The sequence below is a fragment of the Frateuria sp. genome (assembly GCF_035695185.1).
Taxonomy (GTDB): domain Bacteria; phylum Pseudomonadota; class Gammaproteobacteria; order Xanthomonadales; family Rhodanobacteraceae; genus Frateuria_A.
Window position 1 is genome coordinate 1 of record NZ_DASSES010000054.1, and the last position, 19,329, is coordinate 19,329.

17 protein-coding genes and 2 pseudogenes are annotated in these 19,329 nt (G+C 68.9%); 5 read left to right on the forward strand and 14 right to left on the reverse strand.

Features of this window, described 5'->3' with window-relative positions:
• From VFH59_RS03935 to VFH59_RS03950, 4 genes and pseudogenes are all read right to left on the reverse strand, one after another.
• Nucleotides 1-1,186, reverse strand: a pseudogene (locus VFH59_RS03935) (RNA degradosome polyphosphate kinase); the annotation flags it as partial.
• A gap of 105 nt (nucleotides 1,187-1,291) precedes the next feature.
• Entirely contained in the window at nucleotides 1,292-2,338 is a 1,047-nt protein-coding gene (gene phoR, locus VFH59_RS03940) for a phosphate regulon sensor histidine kinase PhoR (protein ID WP_325163584.1), read from the reverse strand.
• A 76-nt stretch (nucleotides 2,339-2,414) separates the two neighbouring features.
• A complete protein-coding gene (phoB, locus tag VFH59_RS03945; protein ID WP_325163585.1) occupies nucleotides 2,415-3,104 on the reverse strand; it encodes a phosphate regulon transcriptional regulator PhoB in 690 nt (229 codons plus the stop codon).
• Between the two features lie 138 nt (nucleotides 3,105-3,242).
• Nucleotides 3,243-4,859, reverse strand: a complete 1,617-nt coding sequence (locus VFH59_RS03950; RefSeq protein ID WP_414655847.1) for a M48 family metalloprotease — start codon at nucleotides 4,857-4,859, stop codon at nucleotides 3,243-3,245.
• Between the two features lie 127 nt (nucleotides 4,860-4,986).
• On the opposite strand from VFH59_RS03950, the gene grxC reads away from it, so the two are divergent.
• The 4 genes from grxC (at nucleotide 4,987) to VFH59_RS03970 (ending at nucleotide 8,487) form a co-directional block, all read left to right on the forward strand.
• Entirely contained in the window at nucleotides 4,987-5,250 is a 264-nt protein-coding gene (grxC, locus tag VFH59_RS03955; protein WP_325163587.1) for a glutaredoxin 3, read from the forward strand.
• Nucleotides 5,247-5,654, forward strand: coding sequence for a carboxymuconolactone decarboxylase family protein (locus tag VFH59_RS03960; RefSeq protein ID WP_325163588.1), 408 nt, complete (start codon nucleotides 5,247-5,249; stop codon nucleotides 5,652-5,654). The genes grxC and VFH59_RS03960 overlap by 4 nt, the downstream gene beginning before the upstream one ends.
• A gap of 250 nt (nucleotides 5,655-5,904) precedes the next feature.
• Nucleotides 5,905-6,918, forward strand: coding sequence for an isocitrate dehydrogenase (locus VFH59_RS03965; RefSeq protein WP_325163589.1), 1,014 nt, complete (start codon nucleotides 5,905-5,907; stop codon nucleotides 6,916-6,918).
• A gap of 144 nt (nucleotides 6,919-7,062) precedes the next feature.
• Entirely contained in the window at nucleotides 7,063-8,487 is a 1,425-nt protein-coding gene (locus tag VFH59_RS03970) for a DUF2254 family protein (RefSeq protein ID WP_325163590.1), read from the forward strand.
• A gap of 283 nt (nucleotides 8,488-8,770) precedes the next feature.
• On the opposite strand, the gene VFH59_RS03975 is transcribed toward VFH59_RS03970, so the two are convergent.
• The 8 genes from VFH59_RS03975 to VFH59_RS04010 all read right to left on the reverse strand — a co-directional run bounded on the left by VFH59_RS03975 (nucleotide 8,771) and on the right by VFH59_RS04010 (nucleotide 16,160).
• The gene (locus tag VFH59_RS03975; protein ID WP_325163591.1) at nucleotides 8,771-9,229 is read right to left on the reverse strand and encodes a carboxymuconolactone decarboxylase family protein; all 459 of its coding nucleotides are present in this window, start codon (nucleotides 9,227-9,229) and stop codon (nucleotides 8,771-8,773) included.
• A gap of 40 nt (nucleotides 9,230-9,269) precedes the next feature.
• Entirely contained in the window at nucleotides 9,270-10,172 is a 903-nt protein-coding gene (gene sigJ / locus VFH59_RS03980) for an RNA polymerase sigma factor SigJ (protein WP_325163592.1), read from the reverse strand.
• A 58-nt stretch (nucleotides 10,173-10,230) separates the two neighbouring features.
• The gene (locus VFH59_RS03985) at nucleotides 10,231-11,157 is read right to left on the reverse strand and encodes an aspartyl/asparaginyl beta-hydroxylase domain-containing protein (protein ID WP_414655848.1); all 927 of its coding nucleotides are present in this window, start codon (nucleotides 11,155-11,157) and stop codon (nucleotides 10,231-10,233) included.
• 237 nt (nucleotides 11,158-11,394) lie between these two features.
• Nucleotides 11,395-12,303 (reverse strand): cation transporter, encoded by a 909-nt coding sequence (locus VFH59_RS03990; protein WP_325163594.1) that lies wholly within the window; start codon nucleotides 12,301-12,303, stop codon nucleotides 11,395-11,397.
• A gap of 133 nt (nucleotides 12,304-12,436) precedes the next feature.
• Nucleotides 12,437-12,952: a Slp family lipoprotein gene (locus tag VFH59_RS03995; RefSeq protein WP_325163595.1), complete on the reverse strand. Its 516-nt coding sequence runs from the start codon at nucleotides 12,950-12,952 to the stop codon at nucleotides 12,437-12,439.
• 59 nt (nucleotides 12,953-13,011) lie between these two features.
• Nucleotides 13,012-13,935: a 23S rRNA (adenine(2030)-N(6))-methyltransferase RlmJ gene (locus VFH59_RS04000; protein ID WP_325163596.1), complete on the reverse strand. Its 924-nt coding sequence runs from the start codon at nucleotides 13,933-13,935 to the stop codon at nucleotides 13,012-13,014.
• Between the two features lie 126 nt (nucleotides 13,936-14,061).
• Entirely contained in the window at nucleotides 14,062-14,988 is a 927-nt protein-coding gene (locus VFH59_RS04005) for a DMT family transporter (RefSeq protein WP_325163597.1), read from the reverse strand.
• A gap of 257 nt (nucleotides 14,989-15,245) precedes the next feature.
• On the reverse strand, nucleotides 15,246-16,160 hold the full coding sequence (locus VFH59_RS04010) for a peptidylprolyl isomerase (RefSeq protein WP_325163598.1): 915 nt from the start codon (nucleotides 16,158-16,160) through the stop codon (nucleotides 15,246-15,248).
• 276 nt (nucleotides 16,161-16,436) lie between these two features.
• Here VFH59_RS04010 and VFH59_RS04015 point away from each other — a divergent pair, with 276 nt between their 5' ends.
• A complete protein-coding gene (locus tag VFH59_RS04015; RefSeq protein WP_325163599.1) occupies nucleotides 16,437-17,579 on the forward strand; it encodes an OprO/OprP family phosphate-selective porin in 1,143 nt (380 codons plus the stop codon).
• A gap of 90 nt (nucleotides 17,580-17,669) precedes the next feature.
• Here VFH59_RS04015 and VFH59_RS04020 read toward each other — a convergent pair.
• Nucleotides 17,670-18,716: pseudogene (locus tag VFH59_RS04020) on the reverse strand (sulfate/molybdate ABC transporter ATP-binding protein); the annotation flags it as partial.
• 102 nt (nucleotides 18,717-18,818) lie between these two features.
• Nucleotides 18,819-19,329 (reverse strand): ABC transporter permease subunit (locus VFH59_RS04025; RefSeq protein WP_325163600.1); only part of this gene is annotated, 511 nt, incomplete at its 5' end.

Sequence of the window (19,329 nt, forward strand, 5' to 3'; positions counted from 1 at the left end):
GTGGGGTGTCTTCGCCGGCGCGGTAGAGCGTCTGCTTGATCGCCAGCACGTTCGGGTCCTGCGTGGCCTGGCGCAGTAGGTCGATCACTGCGGCGAAGCTTTCGTAGGGGTGATGCAGCAGCACGTCGCGCTGCGCGATTACCTCGAACTTGTTGCGGCTGGCCTCCATCAGTGCGGGGACGCGCGGCGTGAAGCGCGGGAACTTCAGTTCCGGCCGATCGAGCCAGTCGTAGATCAGGCCCGCGCGGATGATGTTGACCGGGCCGTCGCAACGGTACACGTCCGCTTCGTCCAGCTCGAAGTTCTCGATCAGCATGCGGGTGATCGCCTTCGGGCAGTCGGTGCCAATCTGCAGCCGCACCGGCCGCGCGTAACCGCGGCCGAGCAGTTCCTCGCTGAGCGCATGGGCGAGGTTCTCCACCTCGGCCTCCTCCACGATCAGCTCGCTGTTGCGGGTGACCCGGACCTGGTAGGAGCCGACCACCTTGAAGCCCGGGAACATCAGGTCGACGAAGGCCTGCAGCAGTTCCGCCAGGAACACGAAGTTGTCGCCGCCACCGCCGACCTCGGCCGGCAGCCTGACGATGCGCGGCAGCGAGCGTGGCGCGCGCACCAGCGCCATGTGGCCCTCGTGCCCGAATGCGTCGCGGCCCTGCAGCACCACCGCGATGTTGAGCGTCTTGTTGAGGATGCGCGGAAACGGGTGCGCCGGGTCCAGTCCCAGCGGAGACAGCACCGGCAGCACCTCGTGCTCGAAATAGCCCTGCAGCCAGCGCCGCTGCACGGGCGTCCACTGGTGGCGGGTGAGGAAGCGGATGCCCTCGGCGTCCAGCTGCGGCCGCAGCTGCTCCTGCCAGGTCGCGTACTGCTCGGTGACCAGGTCGAGCACGCGCGCCCGGATGCGTGCCAGCAGCTCGCCCGAGGACAGCCCGTCCGGCCCCGGCGCAGCCGAGCCATAGGCATGGTGATGCTTGAGCATGGCCACCCGCACCTCGAAGAATTCGTCGAGGTTGTTGGCCACGATGCTCAGGTAGCGCAGCCGCTCCAGCAGCGGCACGTGCGCGTCACGGGCCATGGCGAGCACGCGGAAGTTGAATTCCAGCGCGGCCAGCTCGCGGCTCAGGTACAGCTCCGGCGCGGACAGGTCGGCGATCGTGGTGGCGGTTTGCGGCAGTTTTCGGGCCATGGGGACCCATTCTGGACGATGCCGGGCCCAAGTACACCCGGTCCGGATCACACGGTAGGGTGGGCTTCAGCCGTGGAAACCCGGCAGGAGCGCACCGGCGCGCGCCTACGACGCGCCGGTCTCGGGGCCGAGCAGTCGTTCGGGGCCGAAATGGCAGGCGAAGGTGGAGCCCTGGCCCGGCGTGCTTTGCACGGTCAGGCGCGCCTGGTGGAGGTTGAGCACGTGCTTGACGATGGACAGCCCCAGCCCGGTGCCACCGGTCTCGCGCGAACGGCTGGAGGAGACCCGGTAGAAGCGCTCGGTCAGCCGCGCCAGGTGGCTGGCGGGGATGCCGTAGCCCGTGTCGCTGACCGCATAGGTCGCACCTTCGGCCGTGCGCTGCCAGCGGATCGTGACGCGGCCACCGCTGGGGGTGTAGCGCACGGCGTTGCTCACCAGGTTGGAGAGCGCGCTGTGCAGATCCTTGGGTGAGCCGAGCAGGTCGCAGTCGGTCTCCACCTCGAGCGTGATCCGGTGGCGGCCCTGGCTGAGCGCCTCGGCCTCCTTGCGCACGGTGGCGAGCAGCGCGGCCATCGACACGCGCTCGTCCACCACCTGTTCCTGGGTTTCCAGGCGGGACAGCGTAAGCAGGTCTTCCACGATCTGGCCCATGCGCTTGGACTGCGCACGCATTTCGCCCAGTACCGGGGCCAGCGCGGGCACGTCTTCCGGATCGAGCAGTTCCAGGTAGCCGTGGATCACGGTCAGCGGCGTGCGCAGTTCGTGCGACACGTTGGCGACGAAGTCGCGGCGGATCTGTTCGAGGCGGGTCAGCGGACTGATGTCGCGCGCCAGCAGCATCCGCTGGCGGCGGCCGAAGGGCTGGATCGATACGTCCAGGTGGCCCTCGGCACGGCCGGGCGCCGGCACGTCGTGCAGCGGCAGCCGCGCCCCCGCGCGCATCCAGGCGGCCAGTTCCGTACCTTGCAGCCGCTCCGACAGCAGCACGCCGCGGTCCTTGCCGCGGCGCAGGCTGAGCAGGGTCTCGGCGGCGCGGTTGAACCAGCGCACGCGCCAGGCCTCGTCCAGCAGCACGACCGCGTCGGGCAGGCTGTCGGCCGCGTCGCGCAGGTCGTGCAGGGTGATGGCGAGGCGGTGGGCGCGGCGTTTCACGGGTGAAGTCCCCGGGGGCTTACGGTTCCGGTTTGCCGGGGCCGGTGGAGAGCCGACCCGTCGCTCCGGGCGCCCATCAGACACTGGCCGAGAAGCGGTAGCCCGCGCCACGCACGGTCTGCACCATGCCCTCCAGCTGCCAGGGCTCGAGCGTCTTGCGCAGGCGGCGGATGTGCACGTCCACCGTGCGCTCCTCGACGTAGACGCTGCCGCCCCAGACGTGGTCGAGCAACTGCGCACGGGTATAGACGCGCTCGGGGTGGGTCATGAAGAAGTACAGCAGGCGGTATTCGGTGGGGCCGATCGGCACCGGCTCCTCGCCGGCGAACACGCGGTGCGCGGGACCGTCGATGCGCAGCCCGCCCAGTTCCACCATGCCGGTGCCATCGTCGCCCTGGCTGCGGCGCAGCACCGCCTTGATGCGCGCGATCAGTTCGCGGGTGGAGAAGGGTTTGACCACGTAGTCGTCCACGCCGGCTTCCAGGCCGTTCACCCGGTCCATCTCCTCGCCGCGCGCGGTGAGCATGATGATCGGGATCTCGCGGCTGAGTTCCTCCTTGCGCAGCCGACGGGCCAGTTCCAGCCCGCTGGTGCCCGGCAGCATCCAGTCCAGCAGGATCAGGTCGGGCACCTGCTCGGCAATGGCGATCTGCGCGGCGCGGGCGTCGGCCGCAAGCATGGCCTCCATGCCGGCCTTGCGCAGCGCGAAGGCCACCATGTCGCGGATCGAGGCTTCGTCTTCGACGATGAGGATGTGCTTGTGCACGCGGTTTGCGCCTGGCCTGTGACGAGCTTATTGCAGTGGGCGAATGTTACGTGGGGATGACAGGGGGCGGAACGGCAGCTTCCTGTTGCGGCCCGTCAGGGGCATGGCCTGCACCAGCCGTGTCGCCCGTTCCCTGCCTTACTGGCTCCGCCCGTCCGGATTGTCCTCGGTCTGCACCTTGCGCTTGCGGAGTTCCAGCACCAAAGGCGTCAGGTCGGCGATGCGGGCCTGGATGCGCGCGCGGGCGTAGTAGTCCAGGTCGTCGCGCTTGAGCAGGCGCTTGAGCTGCTCCATCGCGTCGAACGGGCGGCCGGACAGGTAGCTGGCGTCGGAATAGGCCTCGCCGGCCCGCACCGCGTCGCCGGCCTCGTCGCTGGCCCGGGCGTAGCTGCGATAGATGTCCGGTTCGTCGGCCTTGTCCAGCAGCGGACGCAGCAGGGACACCGCGAGCGTGGCCTGGCCAGTGTCGCCGCCGGCAGTGAGCGCCTTGGCATAGGCGAGGGCCACCGCGCGATCGCGCGGCGAACGGGCGTTGAGCCGGGCATAACGCGCCAGCGCGTCGGCGCGCTGGCCGTCCTGCAACTGCGCGTCGGCCATCGCCAGTTCGAGCACCAGGTTGTCCGGGTGGGTGGCCAGCATCGGCTTGAGCTGTGCGATCGCCTGCGCACCGGCGCCGCTGCGGGTCAGCGCCAGCGCATAGCCGTAGCGGTTGGCCGGCGTGTCGAAGCCGGCCATGCGGAAGTTGGCGCTGTAGTAGTGGACCAGCTTGGAGGCATCGCCCGCCAGCACGCGGGTGCGCTCGCGCATCAGCGAATAGGTGTCCAGGCCGTCCCGGGGCGGGGCAGCGGCGAGCAGCGCGGTCGGGTCCTTCACGTAGCGGATCGGCGCGGTGGTCTTCTCCCATTCGCTGCGCACCAGCGTGGTGCCGCGGGGGCGAAGCTTCTGCTCGGCCAGCAGGGCGCCGGCGCGGGACTTGGCGTCGCTGATGCGCGCGAGCGTCACCGGGTGGGTCTGCAGCAGCGCGGGCACGTCGGTGCCGCCGGCGCCCGCGCGCAGGGTGTCCTGCATGCGCTCGAAGAAGCGGGCCATGGCGCGCGGGTCGAAACCGGCATTGGCCAGGGTCTGGATGCCCACGCGGTCGGCCTCGACCTCGTCCTTGCGGGTGAAGTTGATCGAGCGTTGCGCGAGCAGGCCCTGGCCGGCGGCCAGCACCGCCATCGGCGAGTCGCCACTGTGCGCGCCGGCACCGGCGGCGATCGCGCCGAGCAGGACCAGTGCCATCAGCGGCGCATCCTTCTTCGAGTCCTCGAACGCCCGTTGCAGGTGGTTCTGCGTGATGTGGCCGATCTCGTGGGCGATCACGCCGGCCAGCTCGCTCTCGCTGCGGGTGATCCCGATCAGCCCGGAATTGACCGCGACGTAGCCGCCCGGGGCGGCGAAGGCGTTGATCTCGTCGTCCTTGACGATGAAGAAGGTAAAGGAGTCCTTCGGGCGATCGCTGCCGGCGACCAGGCGATACCCCAGGTCGTTGATGTAGTCATCCAGCAGCGGGTCTTCCACCACCATGTCCATCGAGCGCATTTCGCGCAGCATGGCGGCGCCGTAGTCCTGGGCGTCCTGCGGGGAGATCAGCGCATCGGCCGAGCTGCCCAGGTCCGGCAGGCGGATGTCCTCCTGCGCGCCCGCGCCGAAGGCAAGGCAGGCGGTGAACAATGCAGTCAGCAGGCGGGGGGCGAGTCGTGGTGCCATGGCCATAGGTAGGCGACAATACATCACGTGGGACCGCCCGCGGCGGCGTCGGTTCATCGTCCGTTGCTTGCAAACGGGCCGCCGCCGCCCCATCTGGAGGGCCTGGTCCCAAACGTTGTCCGGAGTGTCAGTCATGCCGAAGATCGAGGTCTATTCCACCGCCGTTTGTCCATACTGCGTGGCCGCCAAGAACCTGCTCAAGTCCAAGGGGCTGCAGTGGAACGAGGTGCGGGTGGATGCCGACCCGGCCCAGCGGGACCTGATGCTCCAGCGCAGCGGCGGGCGCCGCACGGTGCCGCAGATATTCGTCAACGACCAGCACGTGGGCGGCTACGACGACCTGGTCGCCGCCGACCGCAGCGGCCGGCTCAAGCAACTGCTGGACGAAGCCGCATGAGCGACGCCGACAAGAGCGCCGACAAGAGCAAGGACCGCGTGGCGGAGTTCACCGCGTTCCGCCAGCGCATGAACGAGCGCATCCTGGCCGAGGACAACCAGGTCGTCCGGCGCTTCTTCGCGCTCGATACGCAGACCTACAAGCCCGGCGCGCTCGATGTGAAGACCAAGGAGCTGCTCGGCCTGGTCGCCTCGATGGTGCTGCGCTGCGACGACTGCATCAGCTACCACGTGGCGCAGTGCAAGGAGGCCGGCGTCACCCGCGAGGAGTTCTTCGAGACCTTCAGCGTGGGCCTGGTGGTCGGCGGCTCGATCGTCATCCCGCACCTGCGACGCGCGGTGGACTTCCTGGACCAGCTGGAAGGCGGCCGGGCCGAAGGCGCCGCCTGCGCCGATCACCCGTGAATCATTAAGGCGCGCGCCTGTGCGCGACCGTCGATGCCAGCCCCCGGCTGGCGGGTGGCGGCGCGCGCGGGGCCGCGGAAGGCTGCCGGCCGGCTCCGGGTGCGATGAACCGCAACGCTGCATGCGAGGATTTGCAACGCCCTGGCGCGCTTCGCCTGCTGCCCGTACGAGGCCGCATGGGGGATAATGGGCCTCTTTGCCGTGCGCATCCCCGCCGTACGGCCGCGATCAGCCCTCAAGGAGTCTCCCCATGAGCAAAACCATCGCCGTGATCCCGGGCGACGGCATCGGCCCGGAAATCATGACCGCCACGCTGCGCGTGCTCGACGCGCTGGACTGCGGCCTGAGCTACGACTTCGTCGACGCCGGCATGGTGGCGCTGGAGAAGCACGGCGACCTGCTGCCCAAGCCCACGCTGGACAAGATCGCCGAGCACAAGGTCGCGCTCAAGGGCCCGCTCACCACGCCGATCGGCGGCGGCTTCACCTCGATCAACGTGACGCTGCGGCGCCACTTCGACCTGTATGCCAACGTGCGCCCGGCGCACAGCTTCCCCGGCACCAAGGCGCGCTACGACAACATCGACATCATCACGGTGCGCGAAAACACCGAGGGTGCCTACCTGGCCGAAGGGCAGACGCTGTCCGAGGACGGCGAGGTCGCCACCTCGATGATCAAGGTCACCCGCAAGGGCTGCGCGCGGATCGTGCGCTATGCCTTCGAGATGGCAGTGAAGAAGGGCCGCAGGAAGGTCACCGCGGTGCACAAGGCGAACATCATCAAGACCGCCTCGGGCCTGTTCCTCAACGTGGCGCGCGAGATCGCGAAGGAATACCCGCAGATCGAGTTCAACGAGATGATCGTGGACAACGCCTGCATGCAGCTGGTGATGCGCCCCGAGCAGTTCGACGTGATCGTGACCACCAACCTGTTCGGCGACATCCTGTCGGATCTCTGTGCCGGCCTAGTCGGCGGCCTGGGCCTGGCCCCGGGCGACAACATCGGCGAGCACGCCGCGATCTTCGAGGCGGTGCACGGCTCGGCCCCGGACATCGCCGGCAAGGGCATCGCCAACCCCTGCGCGCTGCTGCTGGCCGCGGCGGACATGCTCGACCACCTGGGGATGGTGGACAAGGGCACCCGCCTCCGTACCGCCATCCGCGAGACCATGGCCCACGACCATGACCACGTCACGCCGGACCTGGGCGGCAAGGGCAGCACCGCCAGCTTCGGCGAAGCGATCGCCCGCCGTCTGGCTGCCTGAGGCACCCATAGTGGCTGGACGGGTGGTGCGTGGACGGCAGCGCCACGCCCGTGATGCTCTGATCTCTGAAGCGCTTCGGCTCGCGCCGAAGCGCTGGCCGCTTGCAGGGGTTGCAAGCGGAACCGAGGCCATGGAGCTCACCGCATGTCAGATGCCCAACGCCGTGCCCGCGAGGGCGAAAGCCCACTGAAGAAAGCCTGGGAAACCGTCCGCCGCGCGTTCGTCGAATTCCTGGGCCTGCCAAGCCTGCTCATCGTCGGCTTCCTGCTGCTCGCGGCAATCACTTCGGCGCTCGATTCGTCGCGGCCTGGCTGGCTCGAGCCGCTGCGCACCACCATCCGCGTGGTGCTGTTCCGCGACGCGGAGGCCACCGCCTCGCTGCTTTCGACGATCGCCGGCAGCATCATCACCGTCACCTCGATCACCTTCTCGCTGCTGCTGCTGGCCGTGCAGCAGGCGGCCGGTGCGCTCACCCCGGTGGTCTACGACCAGTTCCTGCGGCGCCGCCTGAACCAGCTCTACTTCGGCTTTTTCGTGGGCCTGGCGGTCTACATGCTGCTGATCCTCGCTACCGTCAACCAGCCCTACAACCCGGTGTTCGGTGCGACCGTGGCACTGGTGCTTACCTTCGTGGCGATGTCGCTGATCATCGTGCTGCTCTACACCACCATCAACCAGATGCGTCCGGTGGTGGTCATCGAGTCCATCCACGACCACATTCTGCGTGCGCGCCGCATCCAGCATGACTTCCTCCGGCGCACACGGCGCGAGGCGTCCGGCAGGGCATCGTTGTCCACGCCCGTGCGCGCCGCCGAGCACGGTTACGTGGTGCGGGTGGAGCTGGACGCCATGGCGGCGGCGCTCGCTAGGACGCCCGGCGCAGAGGTTGTCCTGGCGATCGCGATCGGCCACTACGTTGCCTTCGAGGACATGCTGGCGACCATCCGCACGACTACGGAGCGCGCGCCGGCAAGCCTGGTCGATGCCGTGCGCAACGCAATCCGGCTTGAACAGCAGCGCGATCTGGACGGTGACCCGGCCTACGGCATCGATCAGCTGGCGGTGATCGGCTGGACCTCGGTTTCGACCGCCAAGTCCAACCCGGCGCCTGGCCGGATGGTGCTGCACACCCTGCGTGATCTGATGGCGCGCTGGTCGGCCGAAGGGCACGAGACGCACGAGCGGCGCCCGCCTGAGGTGCCGGTCGTCTATGAGGACAACGTGTTCGCGAAACTGCTCGATACGTTCGAGATACTGGCGGTGGTCGCCTCCGAATCGATGCAGTCGCAGACCATGATCTCGTTCGTGCGCAGCTTCGTGTTGATGTTCGGCCGGTTGCCGCCCGAGCAGCAGCCGCGGGCGCAAAGGCTGATCCGCAGCAGCCTGTCCGCGCTGGGCGAGCACGTGCTGACGGTCGAGCTCGACAGTGCGCTGACCGAACTGGCCTTGGCCCTCGACGCGGCCCAGCAGCGCGACCTTGCTGCCGAGGTACGTGCCGCGCACCAGGCCATGTCCGCGTCGCTGGGGAAGCTCGGTTCGCGTGCGACCCGCGGTTCCGCGGGGGACTGACCGACCGGAGCGATACGCCAGTGGACAGGTAGCGGCGACGTGGGGTGGCGATAGAGGGCTCTCGATCAACGCTGGGTCGTCGCCGCTTGGGACGTGGTGGCCACGCATCGTTTGCGGCCGTGGTGTTCCCGGTTCACGCCAAAGGCGGGTCACTCGCTCCGGTTGCCCCCATGCGCCTGTCGGCACCTTCCCCCGCGGGGCGGGGGAAGGCTCGGAATGAAGCGGCGCGGAGAGCTCGGTAATCCGGGATCTCGAGTGCGCGGACTGCTGAGCCCGTGTGTGCTCAGTGCATTCCTGGCCGGTAGCTCCCGCCGATCGTACGGGCTGCGACGTTGATGCGGTTCCAGCCGTTGATCGTCACGACCAGCAGGGTCAGGTCGACCAGCGCTTCCTCGTCGAAATGCTGGCGGGCCTGCTCGTAGAGTGCGTCGGACACGGCGTCGTGCGAGGCCAGCTCGGTCAGCTCCTCGGCCCAGGCCAGGGCGATGCGCTCGCGCTCGCTGAACAGGGTGGTCTCGCGCCAGGCGGGCAGGACGTACAGCCGCTGCTCGGTCTCGCCGGCGGCGCGGGCGTCCTTGCTGTGCATGTCCAGGCAGTAGGCGCAGCCGTTGATCTGCGAGACGCGCATCAGGACCAGGTCGATCAGGCGCGGCTCGAGGCGGCCGGCGGCGTGGACCTGCTTGCCGAGCTCGACCAGCGGCATCATCGACTTGTAGTGGCGTTGGATGGCAAAACGGGACATGGATGGCTCCTTGGCATGGAAGGCGGCCCGGATGGGCCGTTCAGTGCAAGGACGCCAGCCGTTCGCTTTTCGTGACCGCCGCCAGGCGCGCCAGCTTGGCGGGGTGGCGCAAGGCGAGCGTGGCAGTGATCTGCCCGCCCTCGCACTCGATCCACGTGGCGCTGACGAGCGTGTCATCGGCCCAGGCCAGCAGCACGGGCTCGTCGTTGAGCGTGGCGATGGAGAAATGCACATCGGGGCGCGAGTAGAAGCGGGTGCCGATCTGGGTGTAGAGGCGGGCCAGCCGGTCGGCGCCCTGCAAGGGCCGCAACACCGCGCGGACCACGCCGCCGCCGTCGGCGATGGCAATCGCGTCCTCGGCGAACAGCGCGCGCAGCGTTTCGAGGTCGGGCTGCTTCAACGCCTCGGTGAAGCGCTGGAGCATGCGCTGCTTGGTCGGGGCATCCACGCTGAAGCGCGGCCGTCCCTCGCGCAGGCGTGTCCTGGCGCGGTGGACGCGCTGCCGGCAGGCGTCCTCGGCAATGCCCAGGATGCCGGCTGCTTCGGCATGGCTGTAGTCGAAGACCTCGTGGAGCAGGAAGGCGGCGCGTTCCTCCGGGCTCAGCCGTTCCAGCAGCAGCAGGAAGGACAGGGTGAGCGTCTCGCCGCGCTCCAGCTCGGCTTCCGGATGCTCGGCATCCGGCACCAGCGGCTCGGGCAGCCAGGGGCCGGTGTAGTGCTCGCGCTCGCTCTTGGCGCGGCGCAGGCGGTCCAGTGCCAGGCGGGTGGTGACGGTAACCAGCCAGGCTTCCGGGTCGTCGAGGACCGAGGTGTCCTGCGCGTGCCAGCGCAGCCAGGCGTCGTGCAGCACGTCTTCGGCGTCGGTCGGCGTGCCGAGCATGCGGTAGGCCAGCCCGAACAGGCGGGAACGGTGCTGCTGGAACAAGGCGGTCTGGGGATCCATGGAACGTCTCCGGGGGGATACGGCCAGGACGCGCGATCCGCGCGGAACGTGACCGGGCTCAGCGCACCAGCGGCCAGGGGGCGAGGAACACCAGCCACGCCAGCAGCACGATGCCGGCATACTTGAGTCCACGGAACAGCTTCGGATGGCGGCGCTTGAACGCCTTGCTGCGCTCGCGGCCGCGCTGGTTCACCGCGTACATGCGGTTGACGAAGCCCACCTTTTCCTGGCCGTTGTCCGCGTTCGGGGAGGCGGTGATCCGGCCCATGAAGGCGCCGACGCGATGGTTGATCGCGCTCATCCAGCGCGTGCGCAGCGGGCGTTCCACGTCGGCGAACAGGATCACGCGGGTCTGGTCGGTCTTGTTCTCGACCCAGTGCACGTAGGTTTCGTCGAAGACCACGTCCTTGCCGTCGCCCCAGGCATGCTCTTCGCCGTCGACGAAGATGCGGCAGTCGCGCGAGTTGGGCGTGATCAGCCCCAGGTGGTAGCGCAGCGAGCCGGCGAACGGGTCGCGGTGCGGGTTGAGCCTGCTGTTCGGCGCCAGCGTGGCGAACATCGCCGCCTTGATGCTGGGAATGGCGTTGAGCAGCTCGACCGTCTTCGGGCACAGCGTCTCGGCCGACGCGAGCGGCTCGCCGTACCACTTGAGGTAGAAGCGCTTCCAGCCCTGCTTGAAGAAGCTGTTGAAGCTGGCGTCGTTGTGCTTTTCCGCGGCGCGGATGTAGCCCTCGTCGAACAGGTGCAGCGCCTCCTCGCGAATGGTCTGCCAGTTGGCCTGCAGCAGGTCCAGCTGCGGGAAGCCGCGGCGATCCAGGATGGGCCGCGCCGGCACCGCCGAGAAGGCATACATCAGCAGGTTGTACGGCGCGAAGATCGCCGAGTGGTCGACCAGCTGGCGGTCGAAACGCAGCCGCGCCCGGCCACGCAGGTGCACCACCAGCACGCAGCCGGCGAACAGCAGGAACAGCAGCAGGACGATCAGGCGCGGGGTGAGAATCATGGGGCTGGGTCGCGGGTGGGGCGGTTCATTCTACGCCGCCGCGGGGCGTTGGATGGAGCGAGCCTTCCAGTCCTCTCCGCTACTGGGAGAGGACTGGGGTGAGGGGATGATCTTGCGGGAGGGGGATCGACGCGTGGCTCTGATATGGCTTCCCGCGAGCCCCGGCCCCCTCACCTCGATCCTCTCCCGGAGGGGAGAGGAAGCAGAACAACGCCGAAGCTAATCCGTCACGTCCGGCTCGAAGAAGCTCCAGCGCACGTCCGGGAACTGCGCCTTCATGTCCCGTTCGACGTTGTTGATCGCCTCGATCAGCACCCGATCGCTGGGGCACGGCTCCATCTTCGCCTTGACCGACACCATCACATCGGCACCCATCTGCAGCGTGATCAGGTTCAGCACCTGCGCCACTTCCGGGCGGTTCTGCAGGAAAGCCTGCAGTTCGGCACGCCGGCGCGGCTCCACGCCCTGGCCGATCAACAGCGCCTTGACCTCCACGGCCAGTGCCACGGCCACCACCACCAGCAGCACACCGATGGCAATCGTGCCCATGGCGTCGAACATCAGGTTGCCGGTGAGCATGGTGGCGCCCACCGCGAGCGCAGCCAGGCACAGGCCGATCAGCGCCGCCAGATCCTCGCCGAAGATCACCAGCAGCTCGCTGGAACGGGTCTCGCGGAACCAGGTCCACAGGTTCTGCTCGCCGCGCGCCTTGTTGACCTCCTGCATGCAGCCGCGCATGGAAACGCCCTCGGCGGTGATGCCGAACACCAGCACGCCAAGCGCCAGCCAGGGCCACTTCAGAGGCTCGGGATGGCTCAGCTTGTGCACGCCCTCGTAGACCGAGAACATGCCGCCGACGCTGAACAGCAGGATCGCCACCAGGAAGGACCAGAAGTACAGCGCACGGCCCCAGCCCAGCGGGTATTCGTCCGAGGGTGGCTTCTTTGCCTGGCGCATGCCCAGCAGCAACAGGCCCTGGTTGCCGCAGTCGGCCAGCGAATGCACCGCCTCGGCGAGCATCGCGCCGGAGCCGGTGACGAAGGCGGCGACCAGTTTCGCGAGGAAAATGGCAAAGTTCGCGCCGAGCGCGAGGAAGATCGCCTTGAGCGAGTTGGCGTGGCCGGACATGCGTAGGTTCCTGCGAGTGGCCGGTCAGTTTAAGGGCAGGCGTCGGCCGGGCGAACCCGGGTGTGTGTCGACTTCCGGCCGCGCCGGGCGAGCGGGACTCGCCCCAACCCATCCGGTCGAAGCGCCCCTGGCGTCAGCGGATGCCGACCCCCACGCCGAGGCCGAAGTGCACGTTGTTCTTGCCCTTGCGCATCTCCTCCGTGGTCCACACGTGCGCCTGGTTCACCTGCACCAGGGGAAACACGTAGCCGGCCTGGCCGACCTTGCCGGCGCGGCTGCCGTGGAGCTGGCCGTTGACCGTGATCAGGCCGCCGGCCGGATAGTCCAGCGACTCCACGTAGCCCGGCATCACCGCGATGAAGCGGCCGTTGCCGCTGTCGTTGGCCTGCGGTCGCTGCGACTTGTCCAGCGGGTAGGCGAGGATTTCCACCTCGCTGTGGTCGGCGAGGTTGGTCACCCCGACGATGCGCCCGCCCCAGATCACCTGGCGGCTGGCGAACTGCTCAGGCGATTGCGCGACCTGGAACGGGGCCACGGTGACCGCGTCGGGTGCGGGCTTGTAGATCGGCGCGGGCGCGCAGGCGGCCAGGGACAGCAGCACTGCCGGCACCAGGCAACGGGACATGATCGAAGCGACGGAGAAGCGCATGGCGGGCTCCTGACCAAGGGAAAGGGCGCGACGGGATGCCGCCGCGGTCGGGAGCGAGCTTAGCGGCGGCTGCGTGAATGCGGTAGCGGCGACGGTTGCGGGGGACCTGCGGCCTCCTCGGCAAGCCAGTCCAGCCGCCATTCGGCGGGGCGCTCCTGCCCAAGCAGGCGGGACATCGCGCGCAGTGGCTCGCGCAAGGTCTCGTCCAGCTTCCATGGCGCGTTGAGGATCGCCATCCCCGAGCCGTTCAGGCGCAGCGGCGAATCATCCGGGTGCACCAGCAGTTCGGCCCGCAACACGCGCCGCGCCCCGCAATGGCCGAGCCAGCGCAGGAACGGCTGCACCTGGCTGCGCAGCTTGATCGGATACCACACCGCGTAGATGCCGGTCGGCCAGCGCACCAGCGCCGCCTTGAGCGCCTGCTCGATCAGCCGGTACTCCGCTTCCTGCGCCTCGTAGGGCGGGTCGATCAGCACCAGGCCGCGTTTTTCCTTCGGCGGCAGCAGTCCCTTCAGCGCCTCGTAGCCGTCACGCTGGTGGACGTGCATGCGCTTGTCGTGATGGAACAGCTCGCGCAGCCGCGTGGCCTCTTCCGGGTGCAGCTCGCACAACTGCGCGCTATCGCCAGCGCGCATCGCGTTGGCCGCTTGCAGCGGCGAGCCGGGGTACAGCTTCAGGCCCTGCTGGTTGCCAGGCAGCGCAAGCAGGCTGTCGAGCCAGTGGCGAAGCAGCGGCGGCAGCGAGCTGCCCGTGCCCGCGCGCGCACCGACGTCCGGGAACAGCAGCCGTCCGATGCCTTCGCGCCACTCCCCGGTCTTCTCGGCCTCCTGGCCTTCCAGCGCATAGCAGCCGCTGCCCGCGTGCGTGTCGATCACCGCGAAAGGCGCCGGTTTGGCCTTCAGCGCATCGATCAGGGCGGTAAGCACGACGTGCTTGAGGACGTCGGCGAAGTTGCCGGCGTGGTAGGCGTGGCGGTAGTTCATCGGACGAGTATAGAGGGCCGGGCCGCCGGGCCAGGCCGAACGGGTGCTGACAGGTCCTGCCCGCCTTCACCACGCGATCGGGCCCCGGTCACGGGCGTGGCTCACCGGGGACGCAGCGGCGCCGCATCACTCCGCGGTGCCGTGCCCTTCGCTGACGGCAAGCAGGTCCGGCTGTGCTGCCTCCGTGCGCCTGGTGAGCCACGGGTGGATGAACACCGCGCCCAGAATCACCGCCACGCCAAGGTAGAAAGGCCAGGCGAGTTCGCGCTGCTCGCCCAGCAGCAGGATGGCCAGCACGATCGCGTAGACCGGCTCCAGGTTGGTCACCATCTGCGTGCCGAACGCGCTGAGGTGCCGCAACGCCACCAGCGCCAGCGCGAACGGCAGCAGCGTGCAGCCGAAGGCGAGCAGTACCAGCAACACCGTATCGTGCAGCCCGGGCAGCACGAAGGCTGCCCCGGCATGCGGCAGCCACGGCATCAGCAGGCCCAGGAACACCGTGCCGGTACCCAGTTCCAGGCACGTCACGGTGAGTGGCTCGCCATGCTCGACCAACCGCTTGTTGCAGGCACTGAACAGCGCCACCAGCAGCGCCGAGGCCGTGCCGACGACCAGCCCCAGCCGCATCGCCGTCGGTACGCCACCGACCACCAGTGCCACGCCCGGGACCACGGCCACGCCCAGGAGCAATTCGCGCGGGTCGAAGCGGCGGCGCGCGATCCAGGGTTCGACGAAGGCGAGGAAAACCGGACCCAGCGCGATGCAGGTGGCGCCCACCGAGGCATTGGAGAGCTTGATCGCGGCATAAAAAGTCAGCCAGTGCAGCGAGACCAGCACGCCGATCCCGGCATATGCCCAGCGCAACCGCGCCGGCATCGTCCGCAGCCCGGTCCACACACGTGGGGTGACCAGCAGGGCGGCCGTCACCAGCAGCATGCGCCACCACACCAGGGCGCCGGCCGGCATCGTGATCAGCTTGCCCAGGATGGCCGTGAACCCCCACAACACCACGCAGAAGTGGATCTGCAGGCGGGCCTTGCTGATGGCTTGCATGGGAAGGTCGCGCGATGGGGGGAGGCGCGCATTGTAGGTGCAAGGGTCCGCCGGGGGCAGGCATGCGGCGCTGTGGGACCGCCCCTGCCGAGGGAGCAGGGCTCACGCCCCTGCCAGGGTCCGCCGCCCGTTCCCCGACCCATCCTTTCGCGCTCCGTTCGCTCCGGGCACGGGCGCGCAGCGCTGTAGTCGAAGCGCCTGCCTCACCCCTTCGGGGCCGGCAGCTTCGGGCCGCCGGCGCCGACCTGGCTGGGTGATCACTTCGCCTTGCGCGAGGGGACGGCGATGCTGCACAGGTCGACCTTTCCGGCCGGCACCGCATAGAAGGCATCGCGCCGGTTGCGTCTGGCCTCGACGAGCTTGCCGAAGGTGGGGCTGTCCGTGCGCAGTACCTCGATCCTGGGGCGCTCGGCCTTGGGCATGTCTGCCGCCAGGCGTACCGACTCGATCGTCACGCGCCGCGACTTGTCCTCGTAGAACCCCATCGGCGCCGGCCCGCGGGGCAGGGCCGAGAGCAGTTCCATGCCGTCGAGCACGCGCCCGGCGACTGCCAGGTTGCGATCCAGTGCGCGCGGGGCCTGGCCGATGATGGCGTAGAGCGCGCTGCCATTGCCGGTCTCCGGGCCGACGTCGCGCGCCACGCCGACCGTGCCGTAGCAATGGGCGATCCACTCGCGGCCGGTGGCCGGGTCGCGTGCCACCGGGAAACCTTCCGAGAAACCCACCGCCGGCGCATAGACGTCGCCATCGGGCAGCGGCGTCCACTCGAGCTTCGGGTCGATTGCGCGGGTGAACTCCGGCGGCAAGGTCGGCTTCGCGCTGCCCAGCGGCCTAGTGTGCGCCTTGTCTTCGTCGTCCGCGGCCGGGTCGTCCCACTGCGTGACGAAATTGTCCTGCACGCGCACGACCGCCAGTCCGTCGAAGTAATGCTCGTGCACCAGGGTGCGGATGTTGGCCGCGTGCAACGGGGTAAAGTCCGGTGCCAGCTCGATCAGCACGTGGCCGCCCGGCAGCTTCATGTCCAGCAGGTTCTTCGGATCCGGCGTGCGCCACTCCTGCGGCCTGGACTGGGCCAGCAGCTCCTTCGCGGTCGGCGTGGGCCTGGCCTCGTCGGCGAGCGTGGGCAGGGTGAACAGGCTGGCTAGCGTGAAGGCGAGAAGCGTGCGGCGCATGCGTGAGTCCCCTGCAGGCATGGATGAGGACCGAAGCTTATAGCGTTCGCACCGTCCATGGCCGGGCCTGCGCAAGGTGCCGGGATGTGCGGGACATCGCGCTCTCCCGGCGGTTGTTGGTTTTCGTCAACGGGTTTCCTAACCGGCGGCGAATGCCGAACGGACCGCCGGCTAACCGGGAGGGTGTTATCTCTGCATACGAAAGGCGCCCATCCACGCCGGGGTGGTGTGAAGGGCAACGCCAGCAGGGGGTCTTTCCTTCCGATGGGAGCGACCATGCGTCTACGTATCCTGGCGGCAGCCATCCTGGCCTCGGGGCTGGCCCAGCCGGCGCTCGCGGGCGATTCCGGCCTGGGGCCCACGCGTTTCGAGGTGGGCAACGGAGTCAACGTCGGCCTCAAGGGGCTTTTGCAGTACGACCTCAATCGCTTCACCGACGACCGCCTGCCGGACGGCTCCGACCGGTTCGACGACGCGCAGACCTGGCGCCGCCAGGAATTCAACCTCTACGTCGAAAAGAAGGGCGTCTTCACCGTCAACGCCGGCTACGACTTCCAGGCCAGCAGTTGGGTCGACAACTACATCGGGGTGGAAACCAGGGCCGGCCGCTTCCGGCTGGGCCAGTTCAAGACGCCGGTGGGCTGGGAGGACGGCAGCATCGCCACCGGCAACGTGATCTTCATGGAACGCAGCCTGCCCGAGCAGGCGGTCTACGAAGGCCGGCGCGTCGGCCTGGACTGGGTCTACCAGGGCATCCCGCAATGGCTCATCCAGGCCGGATTCTTCACCCGCCATGATCTCAATGACGAGGCGGCCGGCGAGACGTTCGCCGGGAGGGTCGTGTACAACCCGGTGCTCGCGGAGGGCGACGTGGTGCACCTGGGCCTGTCGGCGTCCCGCGAACTGCGCGACGACCGGACCGTCCGTATCCGCGCCCGTCCGGAGGTGAACCTGACGCCGGTGCGCCTGGTCGACACCGGCACGCTCGACGGGGTGGACCGGCTGGACCGCGAGGGGCTGGAGGCCGCGTGGATCCATGGGCCGGTGCTGCTCCAGGGCGAGTACCTGGCGATGCAGGCCGTGCACCCTTCGGCCGGCGACTTCCACAGCCGCGGCTACTACGTGTTCGGCGCGTGGGCGCTGACCGGCGAGTCGCGCGACTACAAGGCCGGGGCGGTCGGCGGGCTCAAGCCGGGGCACGGCTGGGGCGCACTGGAACTGGCGCTTCGCTACGCGACGCTGGACCTGGACGACGGCGCGGTGATGGGCGGGCGCGAACACGACTGGACGTTGGGCCTGAACTGGTACCTCGGCAGCCACTTCAAGTTGCAGGCCAACGTCATCCGCGCCTTCAGCGACCGCGGCAACCTACCGCTGGGTCCCACCATCTACGCGCTGCGCGCCCAGCTCAGCTTCTGACCGCGTGGTCGCCAGGCGGACCGGCGCGGTGACTACGCCGGCCCGCCAAAGCCAGCGGTCAGTCGCGACGGGTTTGCCCTCGCGGTCCAATGGGAAGATCACCGCATGGCTGGGCGAGACGTGCAGGTCCGCGCCGGCATGCAACCCTATCCGTGCCAGGTCCTCGCTGGCGATGTCGGCTTCCAGCGCGTGCCCCAGCGCCGCCACCTCCAGGTCCAGGTGCGCCACGCTGCCGGCGAGGTACACGTGGCGCAGGCGCGCGCGCCAGGCGCCGGGCATCGGCGTGGTCGACAGGGTCAGGTGCTCCGGACGCACGTAGGCGATCGCCTGGGCGTGCTCGCCGGCCCACGGCTCGTCGGCGAAGATCCAGCCGCCGGCGAGGAAGCGTGCGCCCTCGCGGCGCAGGGTCAACCGGTTGGCCTTGCCGATGAACTCGCAGACGAATGGCGTCGCCGGCTGCTGGTAGATATCGCGCGGCGTGCCGACCTGCTCGATGCGCCCGCGGTTCATCACCGCGATGCGGTCGGCCAGCTCCAGCGCTTCCTCCTGGTCGTGGGTGACGAACACGGTGGTCAGGCCCAGCTCCTCGTGCAGCCGGCGCAGCCAGCGGCGCAGCGTCACCCGCACCTGGGCGTCGAGCGCACCGAAGGGCTCATCGAGCAGCAGCAGGTCCGGTTCGACCGCCAACGCCCGCGCGAGCGCCACGCGCTGGCGCTGGCCACCGGACAACTGCGACGGATAGCGCTTGCCGAAACCCTCCAGTTGCACGCGCTTGAGCAGTTGCTCGACACGCGCGTCGATCTCGACGCGCTTCGGACGCATGCGACGCGCGCGCACGCGCAGCCCGAAGGCGACGTTCTCTGCCACCGTCAGGTGGCGGAACAGCGCGTAGTGCTGGAAGACCAGCCCGACGTTGCGCTCGCGCGGCGCGGCCGCCAGGAAGTCCCTGTCCTTGAAAGTCACCCGGCCGCTTTCCGGATAGTCCAGCCCGGCGAGAATGCGCAGCAGCGTGGTCTTGCCCGAACCGGAGGGGCCGAGCAGCGCCAGGAACTCGCCCGGCGCGATGCTCAGGCTGACGTCGTTGAGTGCCGGGTAGTCGGAGAAGCGGCGATTGAGTCGGGTCAGTTCGAGGGTCATGCGTCGGTTCCTCGGAAGGAGCGCGGCAGGGCAGGCGACCTGACGTGCGGGGAAAGGTCGGGAAAGCGGTTTCGTCGAAGTTCCGGCAATGCGCGCATGGGGTCACCGCCCTCCGGGCGCATGCGAGGCGATCTCGTCGCCATAGCGCCACTCGAGCACCGTCTTGATCGCCAGCGTCAGCAACGCCAGCAGCGCCAGCAGCGAGGCCACGGCGAAGGCGCCGACGTAGTCGTACTCGTTGTAGCGCATCTCCACCTCGAGCGGGATCGTGGTGGTCAGTCCGCGGATGTGGCCGGACACCACCGACACCGCACCGAACTCGCCCATCGCACGCGCATTGCACAGGAGCACGCCGTAGAGCAGCGCCCAGCGGATGTTCGGCAGCGTCACGCGGAAGAACATCTGCCAGCCGTTGGCACCGAGCACGCGCGCCGCTTCCTCCTCCTCGTTGCCCTGCGCCTGCATCAGCGGGATCAGCTCGCGGGCGACGAAGGGGAAGGTGACGAACACGGTGGCGAGCACCAGGCCTGGCATGGCGAAGATGACCTCCAGTCCCAAGCTCTGCACCGTCGGGCCGAACAGGCCGTTGGCGCCGAACAGCAGCACGAAGAGT

Bases quoted from the DNA above. Each gene is read 5' to 3' on its own strand.
- grxC (WP_325163587.1), top strand. From the start codon at position 4,987: ATGCCGAAGATCGAGGTCTATTCCACCGCCGTTTGTCCATACTGCGTG.
- VFH59_RS04005 (WP_325163597.1), bottom strand. From the start codon at position 14,988: ATGCAAGCCATCAGCAAGGCCCGCCTGCAGATCCACTTCTGCGTGGTG.
- VFH59_RS03970 (WP_325163590.1), top strand. From the start codon at position 7,063: ATGTCAGATGCCCAACGCCGTGCCCGCGAGGGCGAAAGCCCACTGAAG.
- VFH59_RS03990 (WP_325163594.1), bottom strand. From the start codon at position 12,303: ATGTCCGGCCACGCCAACTCGCTCAAGGCGATCTTCCTCGCGCTCGGC.
- VFH59_RS03995 (WP_325163595.1), bottom strand. From the start codon at position 12,952: ATGCGCTTCTCCGTCGCTTCGATCATGTCCCGTTGCCTGGTGCCGGCA.
- VFH59_RS04015 (WP_325163599.1), top strand. From the start codon at position 16,437: ATGCGTCTACGTATCCTGGCGGCAGCCATCCTGGCCTCGGGGCTGGCC.
- VFH59_RS03960 (WP_325163588.1), top strand. From the start codon at position 5,247: ATGAGCGACGCCGACAAGAGCGCCGACAAGAGCAAGGACCGCGTGGCG.
- VFH59_RS03975 (WP_325163591.1), bottom strand. From the start codon at position 9,229: ATGTCCCGTTTTGCCATCCAACGCCACTACAAGTCGATGATGCCGCTG.
- VFH59_RS04000 (WP_325163596.1), bottom strand. From the start codon at position 13,935: ATGAACTACCGCCACGCCTACCACGCCGGCAACTTCGCCGACGTCCTC.
- VFH59_RS03965 (WP_325163589.1), top strand. From the start codon at position 5,905: ATGAGCAAAACCATCGCCGTGATCCCGGGCGACGGCATCGGCCCGGAA.
- VFH59_RS03950 (WP_414655847.1), bottom strand. From the start codon at position 4,859: ATGGCCATGGCACCACGACTCGCCCCCCGCCTGCTGACTGCATTGTTC.
- VFH59_RS04010 (WP_325163598.1), bottom strand. From the start codon at position 16,160: ATGCGCCGCACGCTTCTCGCCTTCACGCTAGCCAGCCTGTTCACCCTG.
- sigJ (WP_325163592.1), bottom strand. From the start codon at position 10,172: ATGGATCCCCAGACCGCCTTGTTCCAGCAGCACCGTTCCCGCCTGTTC.